At 43.8% G+C, this 17130-nt stretch carries 18 protein-coding genes; 5 read left to right on the top strand and 13 right to left on the bottom strand.

From position 1 onward, the window contains the following. Positions 1–424 precede the first annotated feature (424 nt). The 3 genes from E8Q33_RS04855 (at position 425) to E8Q33_RS04845 (ending at position 2605) form a co-directional block, all read left to right on the top strand. Complete coding sequence (locus E8Q33_RS04855; RefSeq protein ID WP_069295209.1) at positions 425–1756, top strand: mechanosensitive ion channel family protein; 1332 nt, start codon at positions 425–427, stop codon at positions 1754–1756. A 97-nt stretch (positions 1757–1853) separates the two neighbouring features. After that, complete coding sequence (gene pqqA, locus E8Q33_RS04850) at positions 1854–1925, top strand: pyrroloquinoline quinone precursor peptide PqqA (RefSeq protein WP_081443609.1); 72 nt, start codon at positions 1854–1856, stop codon at positions 1923–1925. A 104-nt stretch (positions 1926–2029) separates the two neighbouring features. Beyond that, the gene (locus tag E8Q33_RS04845) at positions 2030–2605 is read left to right on the top strand and encodes a TetR/AcrR family transcriptional regulator (protein ID WP_136553211.1); all 576 of its coding nucleotides are present in this window, start codon (positions 2030–2032) and stop codon (positions 2603–2605) included. A 6-nt stretch (positions 2606–2611) separates the two neighbouring features. Here the strand turns inward: E8Q33_RS04845 and E8Q33_RS04840 are convergent, their stop codons facing one another. Both E8Q33_RS04840 and E8Q33_RS04835 read right to left on the bottom strand, forming a co-directional pair. Beyond that, on the bottom strand, positions 2612–3409 hold the full coding sequence (locus E8Q33_RS04840; protein ID WP_247869930.1) for a hypothetical protein: 798 nt from the start codon (positions 3407–3409) through the stop codon (positions 2612–2614). A 42-nt stretch (positions 3410–3451) separates the two neighbouring features. Next, entirely contained in the window at positions 3452–3766 is a 315-nt protein-coding gene (locus E8Q33_RS04835) for a hypothetical protein (RefSeq protein ID WP_245652027.1), read from the bottom strand. 156 nt (positions 3767–3922) lie between these two features. On the opposite strand from E8Q33_RS04835, the gene E8Q33_RS04830 reads away from it, so the two are divergent. Further along, positions 3923–4288 (top strand): hypothetical protein, encoded by a 366-nt coding sequence (locus E8Q33_RS04830; RefSeq protein WP_069295213.1) that lies wholly within the window; start codon positions 3923–3925, stop codon positions 4286–4288. A gap of 1 nt (position 4289) precedes the next feature. Here the strand turns inward: E8Q33_RS04830 and E8Q33_RS04825 are convergent, their stop codons facing one another. Further along, entirely contained in the window at positions 4290–5528 is a 1239-nt protein-coding gene (locus E8Q33_RS04825) for an FtsX-like permease family protein (RefSeq protein WP_136553210.1), read from the bottom strand. Continuing rightward, the gene (locus tag E8Q33_RS04820) at positions 5518–6213 is read right to left on the bottom strand and encodes an ABC transporter ATP-binding protein (protein WP_136553208.1); all 696 of its coding nucleotides are present in this window, start codon (positions 6211–6213) and stop codon (positions 5518–5520) included. The genes E8Q33_RS04825 and E8Q33_RS04820 overlap by 11 nt, the downstream gene beginning before the upstream one ends. 94 nt (positions 6214–6307) lie before the next feature. Between E8Q33_RS04820 and E8Q33_RS04815 the strand changes: the two genes are divergently transcribed. Beyond that, complete coding sequence (locus E8Q33_RS04815; protein ID WP_136553207.1) at positions 6308–6883, top strand: DUF3299 domain-containing protein; 576 nt, start codon at positions 6308–6310, stop codon at positions 6881–6883. Positions 6884–6887: 4 nt separating this feature from the next. On the opposite strand, the gene E8Q33_RS04810 is transcribed toward E8Q33_RS04815, so the two are convergent. The 9 genes from E8Q33_RS04810 to E8Q33_RS04770 all read right to left on the bottom strand — a co-directional run bounded on the left by E8Q33_RS04810 (position 6888) and on the right by E8Q33_RS04770 (position 17130). After that, positions 6888–8531, bottom strand: a complete 1644-nt coding sequence (locus E8Q33_RS04810; RefSeq protein WP_136553205.1) for a formylmethanofuran dehydrogenase subunit A — start codon at positions 8529–8531, stop codon at positions 6888–6890. After that, positions 8515–9546: a GTP-binding protein gene (locus tag E8Q33_RS04805; RefSeq protein WP_136553203.1), complete on the bottom strand. Its 1032-nt coding sequence runs from the start codon at positions 9544–9546 to the stop codon at positions 8515–8517. The genes E8Q33_RS04810 and E8Q33_RS04805 overlap by 17 nt, the downstream gene beginning before the upstream one ends. Next, positions 9539–10903, bottom strand: a complete 1365-nt coding sequence (locus E8Q33_RS04800) for a DUF3526 domain-containing protein (RefSeq protein ID WP_247869929.1) — start codon at positions 10901–10903, stop codon at positions 9539–9541. Before E8Q33_RS04800 ends, E8Q33_RS04805 begins: the two co-directional genes overlap by 8 nt. Next, positions 10904–12322: a DUF3526 domain-containing protein gene (locus E8Q33_RS04795; RefSeq protein WP_136553201.1), complete on the bottom strand. Its 1419-nt coding sequence runs from the start codon at positions 12320–12322 to the stop codon at positions 10904–10906. 2 nt (positions 12323–12324) lie between these two features. Then, a complete protein-coding gene (locus E8Q33_RS04790) occupies positions 12325–14316 on the bottom strand; it encodes a TonB-dependent receptor (protein ID WP_136553199.1) in 1992 nt (663 codons plus the stop codon). Between the two features lie 280 nt (positions 14317–14596). Further along, the gene (locus E8Q33_RS04785; protein WP_136553197.1) at positions 14597–15298 is read right to left on the bottom strand and encodes an ABC transporter ATP-binding protein; all 702 of its coding nucleotides are present in this window, start codon (positions 15296–15298) and stop codon (positions 14597–14599) included. A 122-nt stretch (positions 15299–15420) separates the two neighbouring features. Continuing rightward, positions 15421–15885, bottom strand: a complete 465-nt coding sequence (locus tag E8Q33_RS04780; RefSeq protein WP_136553195.1) for a Fur family transcriptional regulator — start codon at positions 15883–15885, stop codon at positions 15421–15423. Continuing rightward, entirely contained in the window at positions 15885–16451 is a 567-nt protein-coding gene (locus E8Q33_RS04775; RefSeq protein ID WP_136553193.1) for a DUF2796 domain-containing protein, read from the bottom strand. The genes E8Q33_RS04780 and E8Q33_RS04775 overlap by 1 nt, the downstream gene beginning before the upstream one ends. A 16-nt stretch (positions 16452–16467) precedes the next feature. Further along, a complete protein-coding gene (locus tag E8Q33_RS04770) occupies positions 16468–17130 on the bottom strand; it encodes a DUF1826 domain-containing protein (protein WP_168800153.1) in 663 nt (220 codons plus the stop codon).

The following is a 17130-nucleotide window of genomic DNA, read 5'->3' as shown; positions in this document are numbered from 1 at the left end:
GTTTGTTTTTCACCTTCGGGTGAAACGAAAAGCCCCGGTATCCGGGGCTTTTTTGTATCTGGCGGTTATTAATCGCTAACAAGATAGATTACTAATCTCTAGAGTTTATTGAACGGTTATGCCACTTCAAAAGCTGTTTCGCATATTGCGCCAATATTGCTCTGTTTGAACTCAGAATGTACTTGAATCAATAATTTTTTTTCATTTACCCCTAAAAAAATACTTCACAAACCGCTTAACACTTCCACTGTTAGCAGCTGTTACATCAGTAGTTTCCGCAGAGATATCTTCAATTTTTTCCATTAGTGCATTTTGCCTTTTTCAAAATCAATCGATGAAATTAAATGTCACGCATGAACTGGCTTGATCATGGATCGATGCTCGCTTACATTGGCACTCTTTAAACGCAGCTTACGGTATGAGAATGGATATCCAGCAAATTGAAACCCTTTTCTTTCAAGCTCTGAGCATTGTCATGGATTGGGCAAGCAGTCCGAAATTTTATTCTCAAATCGGCTTAATCGTTTTATCAGGGCTGCTGGCCTATTCATTTGCCAGTTTTCTGAAAAATCGCTCACCCTTATTAAGACAAATCCCGGCTACCGGCCCATTACTGAAAATGCGTAATCGTATTTATCAAAGTCGTAATTTGATCTTACCGTTAATGCTTATTCTGGCATTTTCCATTGCCGCCGATATTAGCCAAATGTGGATAGGTCAAAGCTGGTTGATTCAAGTCTGCATGAGCTGGGCAGTGATCTTCATGCTCTATAAATTAATAGATCGCCTGGTTCATAAAGCATTATTTAAGAAGCTCGCGTTGTGGATTATTTTGCCAATCGCCATTTTGCAATTATTTGGTTGGCTTGATGCAGTTATTGCCTACCTAGAATCCATGTCATTTGAAGTCGGCAATATTAATATTTCTGCCTATGGCATCATTCGAGTATTAATATTCGGCACGATTCTGTTCTGGTTAGGACGCATTTCCAGCAATGCCGGGCAGCAAATCATTCGCAGTCAGGAAGATTTAGATGTTGGCACCCGTGAGGTGTTTGCCAAACTATTTCAAATCGCTCTGTTTTTCATTGTGTTCATTCTGCTATTGCAGATCATGGGCATTAATCTGACAGCTCTAGCCGTATTCGGTGGTGCGTTAGGTGTCGGTTTAGGCTTTGGATTACAATCCATCGCTTCAAATTTTATCTCCGGTATTATCTTGTTACTTGAACGCTCATTGAGTGTAGGTGACTACATTGAAATGGAAGATGGACGCAAAGGCGTAATTCGTGAGCTGAATATGCGTTCCACTACGCTAGAGACCTATGATGGTAAAGATATCATGGTGCCCAATGAGCAATTTATCACCACCAGTTTTACCAACTGGACGCATAAAAACTTTAAACAACGCTACGACATTGAATTCCAGGTTTCCTACAAAACCGATTTACATTTCTTGTTTGATTTACTTCGTGAAGTCGTTGCCAGTCACCCACGGGTTATCAGTGGTGATAATGTGCCGATTGAAGAACGTCCTGATGCTGAGATTGCTGGTTTCGGGGAATCAGGTGTCGATATCCTGATTGAGTTCTGGATGGAAGGTATCGATGACGGGCCAAATCGTGTGGGTGCAGATTTGTTATTAATGATTTGGGATGCCTTGAAAGAAAATAATATTGAGATACCTTATCCCCAGCGTGAAATCAAAATTGTAAATGCTGGCGAAAAAATGTTTATCAATTCAGGAAAATCCTGAGAGGCGTAAAGCCGAATGCTGAGGGTTTAATATTTTTGCCAGCGTATGATTTGAACCGTAGCAAAATTTATTGCTTAACAAATTTGGAGAAATAGACATGTGGACTAAACCAGAATACTCAGATATGCGTTTCGGCTTTGAAGTAACAATGTACATCTGCAACCGTTAATCTGCAGAAAAGCGAAACCTCAAAAAAGCCCCGACTAGTCGCTTTTTTGTGTCTGCTGTATAAATCAGGTTATGCTTGAATTAGCCGCAAGATGGAGGTAAATCATGACGCAACAAACTGATTTATATAACGCCATTATTGATAGTGCCGTTAATCTGGCTGCCAAGTCGTCCTGGGAATCATTGCGTCTGCATGATATCGCTACCGAATTGGATATTTCCCTTGCCGATATTTATGAATATTTCGCTGAAAAAGAACAAATCAGCGATGCCTGGTTCGAACGGGCAGATAGACAAATGCTTTCAGCTTCCCAAGCTTCACTCTTTCCAACACTTAGCAATCAACAGAAATTTCACAATCTACTGATGACTTGGCTCGACTCACTAGCAATTAATCACAAAGTGACCCGCCAAATGATTTTAAACAAGCTGGAGCCTGGTCATCTGCATATCCAGATACCTGCACTGCTTCGTATCAGCCGCACCGTACAATGGCTGCGTGAAGGGGCAAACCAAAACTCAACCTTACCTTGGCGGGCATTCGACGAAACCGTTTTAACCAGCATTTATTTAATCACTTTTTGCTGCTGGCTTACCGATAAAAGCCCTCTGTTTAACCGAACAAAACGTTGTCTCGACCGACAGTTAACGGTGGCAACAAAGCTTGGGTTTTTAAAATAATCCTGCTTAGGACCTGGTGATTCTATTTATCAATCGCCAGGCAAAAAACAGAAATCCAATAGGCAGAATCAACATAATCAATACGAATTCAGCTAATAAATAGATTGCAGCATTAATCCCTTGCTCTGCTTTCTGTTGAATATCCTGTAATCTGGCTTTCACATCTAAATTATCTTTAAAGCCTTGATACCACGTGCGTTGAGGCTCATCAGGATCGGGTTGAAGCGCAGCCACTTCCTGTTGGGTCGTTTGCAAAACTGCTATCGCATCCTGTCTGTCATGTTCCAACCAAACCTGTACTTGATTGGATGCCAGGATCGTCAATGGTATTGCCAAACGCAATAAGGTAATAACCAACACCAGGTTGAACAATCTCGCAGCCCAACGTTCTGGCAGCTTTTGCCAAAGAATCAACACAATAACGACAGCCGCAAAGCCAGCTAATACCCAGCGGAATATGGCGATATCCCCCATTGATAACAGGATCTTCTGGATGCCCAGTGATGCAGAAGCCATCAATAAAACGGTAGAAAATTGTTCAATCAAATCATTCAGCGGATCCAATATCTGCCCAGGTGTTAACGTTAAGCCTACCCCCATCGGCTCGATTGAGAGTTCAGTGCCCTGCGCTACCGAAATAACCGCGTTCAATCCTCTGGCAATGGCATAGACAGTGAGTGTCACTTTGAGCATTTGGCTTAATTGGTTTCCGACATTTGATTCGAAAGGGAGCAATGCCAAAACGACACAAGCCAGCAGAATAACAACTACAATAAGCTGACTGCGATGATAGTTCGTTTTCAATAGTTAACTCCCGTCAGAAGTGCATAATCAAAATATTAAACATTAGTCATAGGGTTCATAATTTTTATCCGGTTTGTTCTCACCTACTGACGTCTGTTTTGAGTCATGAATTCCGAGGAAATAGAACACCAGCAATAACACATAAAAAAATAGCAACCCGTCTTCTTTGACAATACTAATCAACGCCCAGGCAGGAACGATATAAAACACCAGATTAAGCATCACCGTGAGCAGCTTGCCTAAACGACGTTTTCCCAATTCATATAAACCTGCGGCAAACAGGCCAGTCATATAGCCACCGACAATCGCCAGAATCAGCAGTAAAATCACTCCAACCGTTGAAAACTTATCCATCATCAGCCTCGTTTATGATGACTATCTGCTGATAATGACGCGATAAATTCATTTTGTCATTGCTTGTTATCAATCATTTTTCCAGGGCATCAAAGGTTGGTGTTTGATGGTAAAAACAGGCAATATGGTTTCAATTACAATTGCAGCGGGGCTTAAGCGATGCGACAACATTTTCTGATGCTCAGTCTGTTTTGCTTGTTAGGCTGTAGCGAGCAAGCGGATAAAGTTGAAAAAGATAAAACGGATCCTGTTCTACAGTTAAGCCAATGGTGTTTTGATAACTGGAAAGAGCAACAATGGACCATGGGCGAATCGGATTTACCCGCCGTAGAAAACCTGGCTTTTAGCGAAGGCATTCGCAAAGTCTGTCGTGCCAGGGCTGAACTCTACGCCGAAGGTTATGAAATTTACCCGTTTATCACTGATACCATGCAGCGTGAGATCTATGCGTTGGTATTTTCAGCCGACGTCGAAGATATTAAATCCCATCTAAAACAGCATCTGCCAAAACTCAAACGCATTTGAGTTACAGATTCAATTGCTGATGGAGGCCTTGTCGATAGGCACTGATTGCCGGAATAAGCGCCACAAGAAAACTCGCGATAAGTACTAACGGCAACATAAACAGAAACTCATTGATGATAGATAACCGTGTCAGCAAAATCCCATACTCCTGCAACAACCAGTCTTTAAGTACATACATACTTAACTGCAAGCTGATAAATGCCGTAAAAGCGGCTGCAAGACTAATCAGCATGGCCTCAAGCTGCAGCAAGGCAAACAAAAATCCTGGTCGATAACCCAACGCACGCAGCACGGATAATTCATGGCGGCGCTCGCGCATCGAGACCAGCAGCATATTTGCCATGCCAATTAAAGCGCCCAGTAACACCAGTGATGCAATCAACAATAATAGCTGCTCAACACTGCTGAGCATTGTCCATAACGACATCAATGTCGCACCAGGCAAAATTGCCTGTAATGGTTCCTGCCGGTACTCATTGATTTGGCGTTGCAGATTAAATGTCTGTATCCGCGAATTAAGTCCCAGCATAAATGCAGTTATGGTTTTTGGCTGCAAATCTTCTAACTCTGGTGTGGCTGTGCCCGGCATTCGCACCCCGCCCTGCCAGTTGTAATGAATCGCTTCAATACCTTGTAAACTCACATACACAGATTGATCGACCGGCGTGCCAGTTGGGGCAAGAATACCGGTAATTTTAAACGGATGATCATCATGTTTACTAAAGCTGGTACTAGCAATACCATGTGCCAGAACAATCGCATCATCTACTTGGTAACCCAGTTGTTTGGCGACTTCTGAGCCAATCACTGCATCAAAATGTTCATCAAACGCTTTGCCATGTTGAAAGGTAAGCGCTTGTTTATTTCCAAAGCGGAAAAATTCAAAAAAATCGGTGCTAGTACCAACCACCCGATAACCTCGATGCGAATCCCCGAGAGAAATTGGAATACTCCAGGCTACAGATGGATTGGTCGCAAATTGCTGATAACTCTGCCAGGAAACATTATTGGTTGGCACACCAATATGGAATACCGAATACAACAGGAGATTCACCTGACCGGTGCGTGCGCCGACAATCAAATCAACGCCAGAAACCGTTTTGCTAAAACTGTCTTTGGCCTGATAGCGAATGGTTTCCACACTCAGTAACACAAAAATACTCACTGTCATCATCAGCACCGTCAGTAGCACACTGACGCGTCTTGCCAATAAACTTTTCCAGGCCAGTTTAAACAGCATGTTTTTCTCCCGTGACCATAAATGACTGGATATCCAGCTGTCTGGAAAAATGTTGTGCAAGACTGCGATCGTGACTGACAAAAATGATTGTCGCTCCAGCCACTTTGACCTGTTTCAGTAATAAATCTACAAAACTATCGCGGGCATCGCTATCCAGTGCCGAAGTAGGTTCATCGACAATCAATAATTCAGGTTGATTAATCAGAGCGCGGACAATCGCCACGCGTTGCTGTTGACCGACGCTCAATTGAGATGCAGGTCGTTCAAGCAATTCAATATCCAGTTGTAAGTCGTTCATCAGTTCCAGACTGCGCTGCTGCAAATACGGTTTATCGTGACTGGAAAAATGGCTGGCCAGCTTGATATTATCGGCCACGGTTAAATAAGGAATCAGATTAAACCGCTGGAATACCATGCCAATATGACGTGCCCGAAAGGCATCACGTCTGCGATGACTGAGTTGGTTAAGTGTTATCTCATCCAGTTTGATGGTTCCCTGTTGAGGCAAGAGGATGCCCGCCAGTAGATTTAACAAGGTGGATTTTCCAGAACCAGATGGGCCATAAACAAATACTGTTTCACCTTTATCAACCTGCCAGTGAGCAATTTGCAATAAAGCCTTGTCTGAGTTTGGCTGATAACGAAATTGGCAATTTTCGATTTGGATAGCGGGACGATTAGTCATACATTTACCGGATTAAATAAAGGATAATTTTGGTAGGCCTGATAATTGTTATAACATAACATTTTCGCTCGACTTTTAACCTCTCGGATACACCATGACCGCACTAAAACCTGCAAAGTTCTGGCTTTATTTCTTAGTATTAATGGGTTTGATATTCACTCAACCGCTGCTTGCCGATAATAAATACCAATCCATTGATTGGGTAGACTTGATGCCAGAGGACGATCTGGAAGCACTGATGAATCCGCCCGAATACCTTAGTGAAATAGAAGACGGCTCATTTGAAGATGAAATCAGCAGCCAATTACTCGGCGCACTGGAAAATTCTGCAGATGATCGCTACCAGCAGGCATTAACTTCAGCCAAGGTCAAACCTGAATATGATCAACGGCAGATTCGTCTGCCCGGTTTTATGGTTCCGGTTGAAATGAACGAACAACAACTGGTGACCGAATTCTTTCTGGTGCCGTTTTTCGGAGCCTGTATCCATTATCCCCCGCCGCCGCCCAATCAAATTATTTATGTCACTTCCAAAGAAGGCGTTGCCCAACAAAATCTTTATGATCCCTATTGGGTCGAGGGCACGCTAACAACAACCATCACCGAAAATGAAGTGGCAGTTTCAGCCTATTCGATGAAAGCCGACAACATTGAGTTATATACAGAATAAATGATTACAGCCTGATCGCAGAAAAACGCTCAGGCTGATCAAATAACAAATCCTGTTGCACCCCATAGTTAGATAAATTCATCGAGTAAAAACGATCAAAGTAGTTTTTAACTGTGGTTTCAATTTGTCTATCAAAATGTGGTTTAACGGTCATCGTTTGACCAAACTGACGCTTCACAAACTCGCCGTTCTCAATAATCAGCTGACCGTTTTTGAAGACCCATTGCGCCTTTCTGAACATCGCCGCTTTATCATCCTGCTCCCGATAAACTGCAATATCGGCCAAAGCGCCAGGTTGCAAATGCCCACGGTCATTCAATCCCAGTAATTTGGCCGGGGCCGCCCGCGTCATAATGGCAATATCGTATAAGCTGAATTCCTGCTTCAGATCTTTGAGCAGGGTCAACTCCATGATCTCTGGATCCAGTTCTGCCAGACAGGCCATACGAAAATCATAGTCCATCAATAGATGCAATAAATCCGGGTAACGGGTAAACGGTGCACCATTAGGATGATCGGTGGTGAAAAACAAACGCCAGGGATCTCCGGATAACAGGAAAATCTCCAGACCAATGGCCCACTGCAAACCATTTACAAAACTGGCCTTTTTATACTGGTAAGGCACGATGCCGCCACTGCCTTCGTTTTCGGCATGCCACATTACCCATTTTTGTGGGCTGGCATCACCACGACGGGAGAATTGAGCGATGATATCCCCAGACATGGTGACTGTTTGGCCAAATAACACCTGCCCGACATCCATAGTGATATTGGGGTGGCGATTAAATGTTTCCATCAACTGAGCAGCAGCTGAAGAAAAACCTCGAGTGCCTTCGGCTCCATAGCCATAAAACTGCACATGAGCCAGATGCATCGGCAAGCCTTGAGCGGCTTCCATGGTATCAATGGCGGTTTGTACATTGCCGGGAACACCAAGATTATTACAATGCACATGCACCGGGTGCGGAATACCCAATTGATGCACGGCGGTCTGCAATGAAGTTAATAAGCGCCGTGAGCTGATGCCATAATCCGGTACTTCATCATCCAGACCAAACTGTTCAACCCCGGCTTTAAACGCCTGTGAACCACCGGCATTAATCACTTTCAATCCTAATGCCTGGGTGGTATTAATCGTCCAGCTGACATAGTCATTAATCTGATCCTGGGAAGCACCACTTCGCAACATGGATACCAGCAAATCATCACTACCCAGAATCGCCAGCGCAGCCGTATCGATGATGGGAATATCTGCCATTTCTCGATGCACCTGTGGCGCATTGACCGGCAACATCGCTGGTTCCACCACCATGCTGTAACCCATTTCAGTGTAGCGATAGCCGGTTTCAAAACTCGACCAGCGGGCATTATAAAACGGCAGGTTTTCCTGTCTTTGCAGATGATTTCGATGTTGATCCGGCAGTAATAAACGTGCGGTATTTACGTTACCCCCTGCAATATGGCTGTGGATATCAACACCGCCCGCCATGGTAATGGCCCCATTTAAATCATAGGTAATAGCCGAATCTTTATCACTGATGTTTTTCGGGTCAACGATTCGATCATCACGGATCCACAGATCCATGAGTTCCCCATTGAGTTTTTGTACTGGGTCATATACGCGAGCGTTTTTAAGACGGGTTAGCATGATTTATCCCACATATTTGGAGTAGTTGATTTTCCATTATTTTTGCATCAAGCGGCTTGTCGGTGATGAACTCAATACGGCTTTCCACAGCCTGACCGGGCAGTCTTTTAATCATCAAGTTGTTATCAGCTTGATTGATAGCAACAAAGCCTTCGCTGGTTCGAAAAACAGCTTTAAGCCGCACCTGTTTAAATTGCTCCAGCCACTTCATCAGCGGTTGGTAATCAAAACAAAATGTTGATTTGAACCGCCAACCATAGCTATACCAGCCACTCAACTTTTGTGCCGCCGCCAGGTAGCCACAATCGAGAATAAGCTGTTCTTCATTATCAAGATTAAAAACCGCTGGTTGTTCATGCCAGATGGCCTGATTAAATTTAGCTTTTGGCTTTAACCATTCAGGATTAATTTTTGCATCTTGAGTAACCTGTAATGGTAGTTCCTGAAGATGCATTTCATCCAGGTAGGCAGTTAACGCATCAATTTCAATCTGACCATACATATCAGCCTTGTTCGCCACGATCAGATCGGCGATCTGTAACTGCTGCTGAAAAGTCTCATGTTCGCGATATTTCGCATCAGACATATGACGTGCATCAACCAATGTCAGCGTGGCGCGTAAATCAATGATCGATTGATAAAAGTCTCCTGACAGCACGGCGATCACTTCTTCCGGATGCCCCAACCCACTGGGTTCAATCAATAATCTGTCGGGTTTAGCTTTACCAATAAGCTGATTGAGTGCCACCTTCATCGGCAAACCAGCAGCACAGCACATACAGCCCCCGGGTACTTCGCGAATCGTGACCTCACCTACAGAGTGCTCATCGGTTTGCAGTAACTGACTATCTATTCCCACTTTGCCAAACTCATTAATCAAAACCGCCCAGCGTTCATTTGCCGGTTTAGTATTTAAAAGATGCTGAATGGCCGTGGTTTTACCGACACCGAGAAAACCAGTAATCACATTGGTCGGTATCGCTTTTTGAAACAGCTTAAAAGTTTGTTCAGCCACGATTTCGGCGAGTTTGCAGCATAATTAATCCAACAAAAAACAAGCCTATCAACACCAAATTAATTAAGCTTTTTAACGTATGGCTTTGCATTACGGGCTGATATTCAAATACAGGAATATTAGCGAAATCAGTCTCGGTAAACGGCTTGTCGAAAAAATAGAAGTTAAAGAAATATTCGCGCAATTGCTGGTGATAATCACCAATCTGATCCAGAAATGCCTGACTTGCCAACATATCGGTATCGGCGAAATGATTCATGCTGTATTGCAAACGCATCAACGGCGATAACCAGGCAACTTGATTACCAATTTGGTATGAATTAACGCGACTCTCACGAAACTGCGCTACAGCGTCCGCCACAATCACATCGCTCATATGCTGCATCGCATAATACCAACGCCAGTCAAATGGTTGTTGCAATATCGGCTCGGTAGTCTGCCACTGTGGATAATCTTGCAGATAGGCATCAAAATCCGCTTGTTTATCTTTATCCCAGCTGCCATGCATATATTCACGCTGATCAAACAGCATTGAGACATGCTCCGCGGGTTGCTGTTGTTGTGTTTGATACAGATAAGCCAAACCTGGCAATACAAAAGCAAACACAATCCACAGGCTGATAAATAACAAACTGTTAAAGATAGCAGTACGTTGCAGACTGATAATCCAGCCGGTAATCAAAAACCAGCAGAGTTGGTAGGTTAACAATACCGCTGCAATCTGCCACCATAAGCCATCTAAGCTGATATCCGTCAGTACAACCGCTGCAAGTAATATCACAATATTAACGACTGCCAGCAAGCCTGCAGCAATGAGCATTTTTTTAGTTAATAACAGTCCGCTATTAGCCACCTGGGAGGCCAATAACGACCAGCGTCCGCTGGCCTTCTCTTCTGCAAGCAGATTTAAACTTAAGGCAGCGATTAATAACGGCATCAGGTAAATCCAGATAAAACTTAAGTCCAGCTTACCAATGGGCATAGCAGCAATATTGCCAGTCGCCGTATTGCTCAATTGGCTTTGCAAACCTAATAAACGAACCCGTGTGTGGGTGGCCGCTTCGCTTCGTTCACCATGTATCAATGCCGACCAGGCAGAAGGTTTTTGCCAGACAGGATGAAACTGGTAATAACTCATATAACCCGAGTCGTATGGAGCTAACGGAGCATCCTTCTTATAGCCTGCCAATTCGGCTTGGTAATTTGCTTCGCTGATAGCCCGCTGTTGATATTCACGTTGTAGTCCTATCTGGCCCCAGATAATGGCTAATAAAGCTGCTAGAAGATAAGCTGCCATCAGCCATTTAAAGAGCTTGTTCTGCCATAACAAGCGTAATTCAAATTGAATAAATCTCACCTAATCAACCTCGTTCCGACTGCGGGAAAGTAACAACACACCGATGAATAACCACCCCAGTAATATTAATAAAGGTAGGTAAATCAAATTCAGTTCGTCCTGCAAGGTAGGAGATTGATAATCAAATTGCTGCAGATTTGCCAAATGCTCATTCGAGACTTTTTGTTCACGGTCATGGGCATGGTCGATTTGTTCTGCATGCATCTGATTCAGCTGCTTGATGAAATTAAAGCGAAATTGCTCCGCAGCGTTTTCATAATGCAAAAAACTACCTGCATTGGTCGCCGCGAAAATAGACGATAACTTGTTGGCTAATAAATAGGGTGAAAACCACGCTACATGACCGACCAGTTGATTTTGCTGTTCAGCGATTTGCATCAGTTTTTCATATTGTTGGGTAAAGACTTCGCTGGTAATGCGCTCGCCTTCCTGCATCACTACACCGCGCCAGTTTACCGGAAGATCTTCAACACTCGAGACGCCATATTCTGCTAACACTTTTTCACGAAACTCGGTGAAATGTGGATCGTCAGGGTTATGCGAATCTCCCACTTTGGCAATTTCCTGTGCAGTTTGAATATCAAATACCGCACGATCCGGCATCGGATATTGCATCTCTGCCACAGTGTTAGCCATTTTAGGCATCACAATAACCGTCAATAACCAGAACAGTAACAATGCTGAAAGGCTTTGCTGATTAGTGCGGCACCAGTTAGAGAACAACACCACTGTGACGGTCCATAAAAGACAGTAGAGCAAATACAAAAAAAACATTAGCCCCATACGTAATACATCGCTGCCATGCACATGCGATAACAGCATAAATCCAATAGCAATGGCGAAAATCACTAACAGAAAAATCAGCGATATCGCAAGGTAGGCCAGTGTTTTGCCAAATAACAGTTGTTTTACACTGATACCTTGGGAGACCAACTGTCGTAATGTGCCTTGTCCGCGTTCACCGCTCACACTATTAAACGCTAAAGCGATCAACACCAATGGCCAGATAACCAAAATAATGGTCGCTCCTGACAAATAGCCAAGCCCCATATAGGCCGTGCTGCTGACATATTGTTTAAAGCTACTGCTGTTTTGCCGATGCGCTTCCAAAAACAAGGCATTACCGACAAACGGATTCACGCCGCTATCAATAAAGCTAAGCGGTGAGATGATACGAAATACCATCGTGCCGTAATGTGCAGCACGATGGGGATGTCGATCTGGCTGGGCTTCCCATTTGGCATCATTCTGCTGCTGCCAAATGGTTTGCGCCTCAATAAAATCCTGCTGCTGTTGCCAATGGGAAAACGCAATTAATGACGTTAACACCAATAACAATGGCAATAGAATTTTCAAGGTCTGACTACGCCATTGTGTGATCAGCTCATGTCGAGCAATTTCAATAATGGTTTTCATCATGATTAGAACTTATACGCCACTGAAACACTTGCATTGATGCCATCGCCAGGTGAATAAATCACACCATCCACGCCGCCATTATCGTAGACATATTCGTAGTATTCATTGAACAGGTTATTCACCTGGAAATTGATATTGCCCCAGCTTGTTGCATAATCCATGCTGGCATTGACCAGATTGTATTTACCGAACTTGCCACCGCTATTGGCTTCATTAATATAAGACGAGCCCTGAGCATCGTAATGTAGACGTCCTGTCAGTACCGGGGTAAACAAGTAACTCACACCTGTTGAAGCGGTGTAGGATGGAATACTGCGTAATTCATTGCCTTTGTTAGCATCAGAGTTTTGGATCTCTGAATCAATCTTGCTGAAATTACTCCATACAGAAAGGCGATCCGTTGCCATCCAACTTATGCCAAAATCTGCGCCATTGCGGAAAGTTTTGCCGATATTAACGGGAAGGTTATCTACGAGCGCGAACTCATCATCTGCTTTTTGTTCCCAGTAAGATAGTCGAAATTCGAGACTATAGGTTGGCATCCATTTCACCCCCAGCTCCCATCCATCATTGATGGAAACATCAAGGGCGGAACGATCCCCTGCGGTATAAGCGCTGCTGCTCACCGGGTGTTGAAAACTACGTCCTACATTGGCAAATAAAGTAACTTGATCCGTTGGGTAAAGAAACAGATTGAATTTAGGTTGAACTATGGTTCCATAGTCATAACTATCTTGATTACTGATTACCTCATCCGCCGCATTAAGCTGTTTAAAATCCCCATCAATCTGGTCAGCACGGATCGCTGCATTCCATTCAATAAACTCATTGGGTGCGTGCGATACCTGTAGGTAGGTTCCTTTGCTGATAAAATCGTAATCAAAATTACGACCAACACTAGTGGTATCTCGTTGCCGCATATTGTCAATAGTGCCGAAGCGCTGCTCCAATACATCCTGACGCTCTATATCAAATCCCCAGTTTAATGCCCACTGCTCATTAATATCCCACGATAACGTCGAGATAAATCCATAGTGATCCTGCTCGTCATAACGATTTTGCAAACCTCTGTTTTCGGTAAACCGCACCCAACGTTCACGTTCGTAATAGTTGTAATAGGCTTTAGCTGACCAGGTCAGATCATCACGAAGTGCCGTATCAAAATGCAGGCTATACGATTGGGTTTCCTTATTGCCACCATCCTGGCTGGCATAAGCTGCAGAACGGGTCGGATGTTTACGGGCTTCGTCTTGGGTTAGATAACCCGGCGCATCGGCATCATACTCCGCCACACGAGCAATAAAGCCGAGTGATGTATCGTCTGATAAGTCATAAAACCAGCGTCCACCGACACTGTATTTATCAATATCGTAATTATCGCGGTAACCTTCCGATTCACGATATCCGGCAAAATAACTGTGCTGCAGGTTACCGGTCTGTTCGCCCCAGTAGCCCTGAATCTCACGCGCGTTATAACTGCCAAGAGTGACTTCAACTTCACGGGCAATATCTGAGCGGGTTGCAATATTGTAGTTACCAGCTACATTGAACGTACCGTAACGCGGATCGCTGTTGCCTTTGTAAACCTGAATGGTGTCAATATTGCCCGGAAACAGCTGGTCCATCTCGCTGTAACCATTATGCAAATTGGAAGGAATGCCATCGATTAACAGCTTGGCGTGGGGAGTACTTCCCTCGGCTGCAAAGCCACGAATACCAATATCCGTATTAATAATCCCTTGATTGAAGCGGGAAAAATAAACACCGGGGATTTTAGTAAACAGCTCCATGGTGTTGTTCACATGACTGATGGATAACTCTTCTCGCGAGATAATATCCTGTGAACCGGCCAGGTTCTCATCGGCATAATCCGGACGAGTACCCAGTACCACTAAGGGATCAATACGGGCGGCGGGTTCATTATCGGTCTCAGCAAATACCACAGATAATGGTAGAGCAGACACAATCAGGCTGCTGATAAGTGTTTTTTTCACGGTTTATTCCTCAAGGTTCTATTTATCCATCATAGCCACCACTGCTGGAGACTATTTTTTTGTTCTACAAGGCGGAAATGATGAGATGTAGTCGTTCTACATAAGTCATTTCCAACGCCGTAGGGCGGAAAAATAGTCCCAGCCCTTCGGGTTGTGGCTGAAAATCCACCACTCTGCGTTGCTCGTTGTTTATTTAGCGTCACTAAACTGCTCTCCTCGCGCCTTGATTGGTACATTTTCAGTCACAACAGAGGCGGCTATGATGGATAAACAGAACCGACTAAGCAGCAAACTGGTCAAAGTAGCGTTGCGTTAGCTGGTCGAGTGTTAATGATTGCGTGGTGATTAAATCGGTCAGGTGACCTTGTTTCATGATGCCAATACGGTCAGCCAATTGATGGGCACATAACAAATCATGTGTAACAATCAACACCGCTGCTCCACGTTCTTTGATGGTATTAACCACCTGTATAAAGTCTTGTGTGGCGACAGGATCAAGACCAGATGTCGGCTCATCCATCAAAATCAAACGAGCATGTTTTAACAACGCAAACGCAATGGCTACTTTTTGGCGCATGCCCTTGGAATATTCTGCGAGATGCTTGGTAAAGTCAGCCTGTTTAAGCCCGGCACTGCTTAAAGCCTCGTGGATTTGCTGGTCAGTTAATTTCATTTTGGCCAGCACTGCCAGATAGTGAATGTTTTCAATGGCATTAAAACGCGGATAAAGATTGACGTTTTCCGGCACATACATGATTTTTTGCCGACATAAAGAAGCCTGTTGATAGAGGTCATCGCCATCTAATGTGGCACTACCGCTGCTTGGTGCGGTGAAGCCCAACAACATATTTAACGTGGTGGTCTTACCTGCCCCATTGGCCCCCAATAAACATAACACTTCACCGGAAGCAATTTGGAAGTTGATATGATCAACGGCAATCCGATTGCCAAATGATTTGGTTAACTGGTTCACTTCCAGCATGGTTTCTCCTGAGATTTTAGTTATGCAGAATCTGACGAAAATTATGGCCCACTATTAACTATTACGATATATCACATCATCTTTCTGTTAAAATACGTCACATTACGTATGAAATTATCCGTTTAGCGTTGTTCTTGGCAACTTTCACAAACGCCATGTAATTCGAGCTGTGGGCTATTAAGTTGGAAATGATTATTTTCGATACTTTCTTCTAGCGCATGGATTAATTGTTTATCAACCCCGATTTCCCGCACCTGCTGACATTTATCACAAATCAGAAACTGTGGTGTCTGATGTGAATGTGAACAGGCAATATGAGCACAGGCAATGAATTTATTATTAGAAGCCAGCTTATGGACCAAACTATTTTGCATCAGAAAATCCAGCATGCGATATACGGACATAACCGGAATATTTTCATCTGTTTGTTGGCGATACAAATCTGCAATTTCGTAGGCTGAGCGAGGTGCTTCAGCCTTTAACAACACCTCAAGAATATGTTTGCGTTTACTGGTTAAACGCGCACCATGCTCAACACAACTGCGCTCAGCTTGTTGCAATACGTTATCTACATCAAATGTCGCCATTAGTTGATCCGGATAGTGGTGCGTTGCGGGTTAAGTTCTAATTGTTGCTGTCCAGTAGGCAATACCATTTGCACTTGTAGTGTCTCCAAACGGTTGTACAAATCAAACAAATTGATTTTTAATCCGGTGATTTTATCGGGTTGTTCACAACGAAGAAAATAACTGACATCAACATCTGCATGTCCTGCCTCGTCCTGATTGGCGAAAGGATCTTCGATTTCTATTGATTCGGCTTGGCAAGTGGTACCTTCAACTGTCAGTAAGCTATCCTTACGCTCAAGCTGTTGCAACATATCTTGATAAATAGCCTTTTGCTGCTCGGTTTCTGGCTCATGTTCAAAGCCTAAGAAATTCATTAACGGTGATTGCAAATGCAACATCAATTCCTGATCATCCATCACCAAATCCAAGGTTGCCATGCCATGAACATGTGCTCCATGGTGACGATGACCTTCATGTTCGTGATGCTCGTGATGCTTATGATCATGAGTCTCTTCATGGGCATAGGTTAGGGACATAAATCCAAAGCCACAAACCGCAGAAAATAAATAAGGTGCTACTCGCATTTTCAACCGCTCCCAATCACTCAGCAAAATCCAAAGTTAACAATAATCTTTTCTCAGTTTTATGAATATGTGGCGAACGATGCACAATGCCGCTCACCTGACTATCCATCCAACCATCGCCTTTCAACAATGCTACTTCACCCTGTTGCAGTTGTTGAATGGCATTTTGATGCCGGTATATTCCCGATAAATGGTCCGGTAGTCCTTTTGCACCGGCACCAAGCTTTGAACGATCCACATCTTCTTCTTTCAACCACTCACTGCCTTGACCATGATAAGTCGTTACCATTCGGCATATTAAATGGTCAGTATGAAATCTGGGACACATCGTCTCGTGTATCAGACTCAGCCGCAAGCCAACGGTTGTTAACTCAAACAAATCTGCATACATTTCTGCCAATTGTCTAACATCATCAACAAACAAACCGCGTCGTGGATCTTCAGGTAATAACCCGGATAACCACTCCCCAACCTCGGCAGGAGCAATAACTGTGCGCAATTGTAACGCATTGAGACCTTGAGTTAATGCGTCAATGTAATTCTGCAATTCTATCTGCAATTGTCGCTGCCAAACCACCAGGTTGATATGCGGATCGTAAATTGCGGTCATTACTAATGGTGAAACATCCTTTCGCAGATGCTCCTCAGTTACAGATTGACTTGCTAATGCGATACTCAT

Source organism: Methylophaga sp. SB9B, assembly GCF_004832235.1.
GTDB lineage: Bacteria > Pseudomonadota > Gammaproteobacteria > Nitrosococcales > Methylophagaceae > Methylophaga > Methylophaga muralis.
Note: the sequence above shows the minus strand (reverse complement) of the source record. Positions and strands in the feature narration are given on the sequence as shown.

Coding starts and splice junctions, on each gene's coding strand:
- E8Q33_RS04785 (WP_136553197.1), bottom strand. CDS start 15,298: ATGCTGGAAGTGAACCAGTTAACCAAATCATTTGGCAATCGGATTGCC.
- E8Q33_RS04815 (WP_136553207.1), top strand. CDS start 6,308: ATGACCGCACTAAAACCTGCAAAGTTCTGGCTTTATTTCTTAGTATTA.
- E8Q33_RS04825 (WP_136553210.1), bottom strand. CDS start 5,528: ATGCTGTTTAAACTGGCCTGGAAAAGTTTATTGGCAAGACGCGTCAGT.
- E8Q33_RS04820 (WP_136553208.1), bottom strand. CDS start 6,213: ATGACTAATCGTCCCGCTATCCAAATCGAAAATTGCCAATTTCGTTAT.
- E8Q33_RS04770 (WP_168800153.1), bottom strand. CDS start 17,130: ATGAGTATCGCATTAGCAAGTCAATCTGTAACTGAGGAGCATCTGCGA.
- E8Q33_RS04795 (WP_136553201.1), bottom strand. CDS start 12,322: ATGATGAAAACCATTATTGAAATTGCTCGACATGAGCTGATCACACAA.
- E8Q33_RS04780 (WP_136553195.1), bottom strand. CDS start 15,885: ATGGCGACATTTGATGTAGATAACGTATTGCAACAAGCTGAGCGCAGT.
- E8Q33_RS04810 (WP_136553205.1), bottom strand. CDS start 8,531: ATGCTAACCCGTCTTAAAAACGCTCGCGTATATGACCCAGTACAAAAA.
- E8Q33_RS04835 (WP_245652027.1), bottom strand. CDS start 3,766: ATGATGGATAAGTTTTCAACGGTTGGAGTGATTTTACTGCTGATTCTG.
- E8Q33_RS04775 (WP_136553193.1), bottom strand. CDS start 16,451: ATGCGAGTAGCACCTTATTTATTTTCTGCGGTTTGTGGCTTTGGATTT.
- E8Q33_RS04845 (WP_136553211.1), top strand. CDS start 2,030: ATGACGCAACAAACTGATTTATATAACGCCATTATTGATAGTGCCGTT.
- E8Q33_RS04830 (WP_069295213.1), top strand. CDS start 3,923: ATGCGACAACATTTTCTGATGCTCAGTCTGTTTTGCTTGTTAGGCTGT.
- E8Q33_RS04855 (WP_069295209.1), top strand. CDS start 425: ATGGATATCCAGCAAATTGAAACCCTTTTCTTTCAAGCTCTGAGCATT.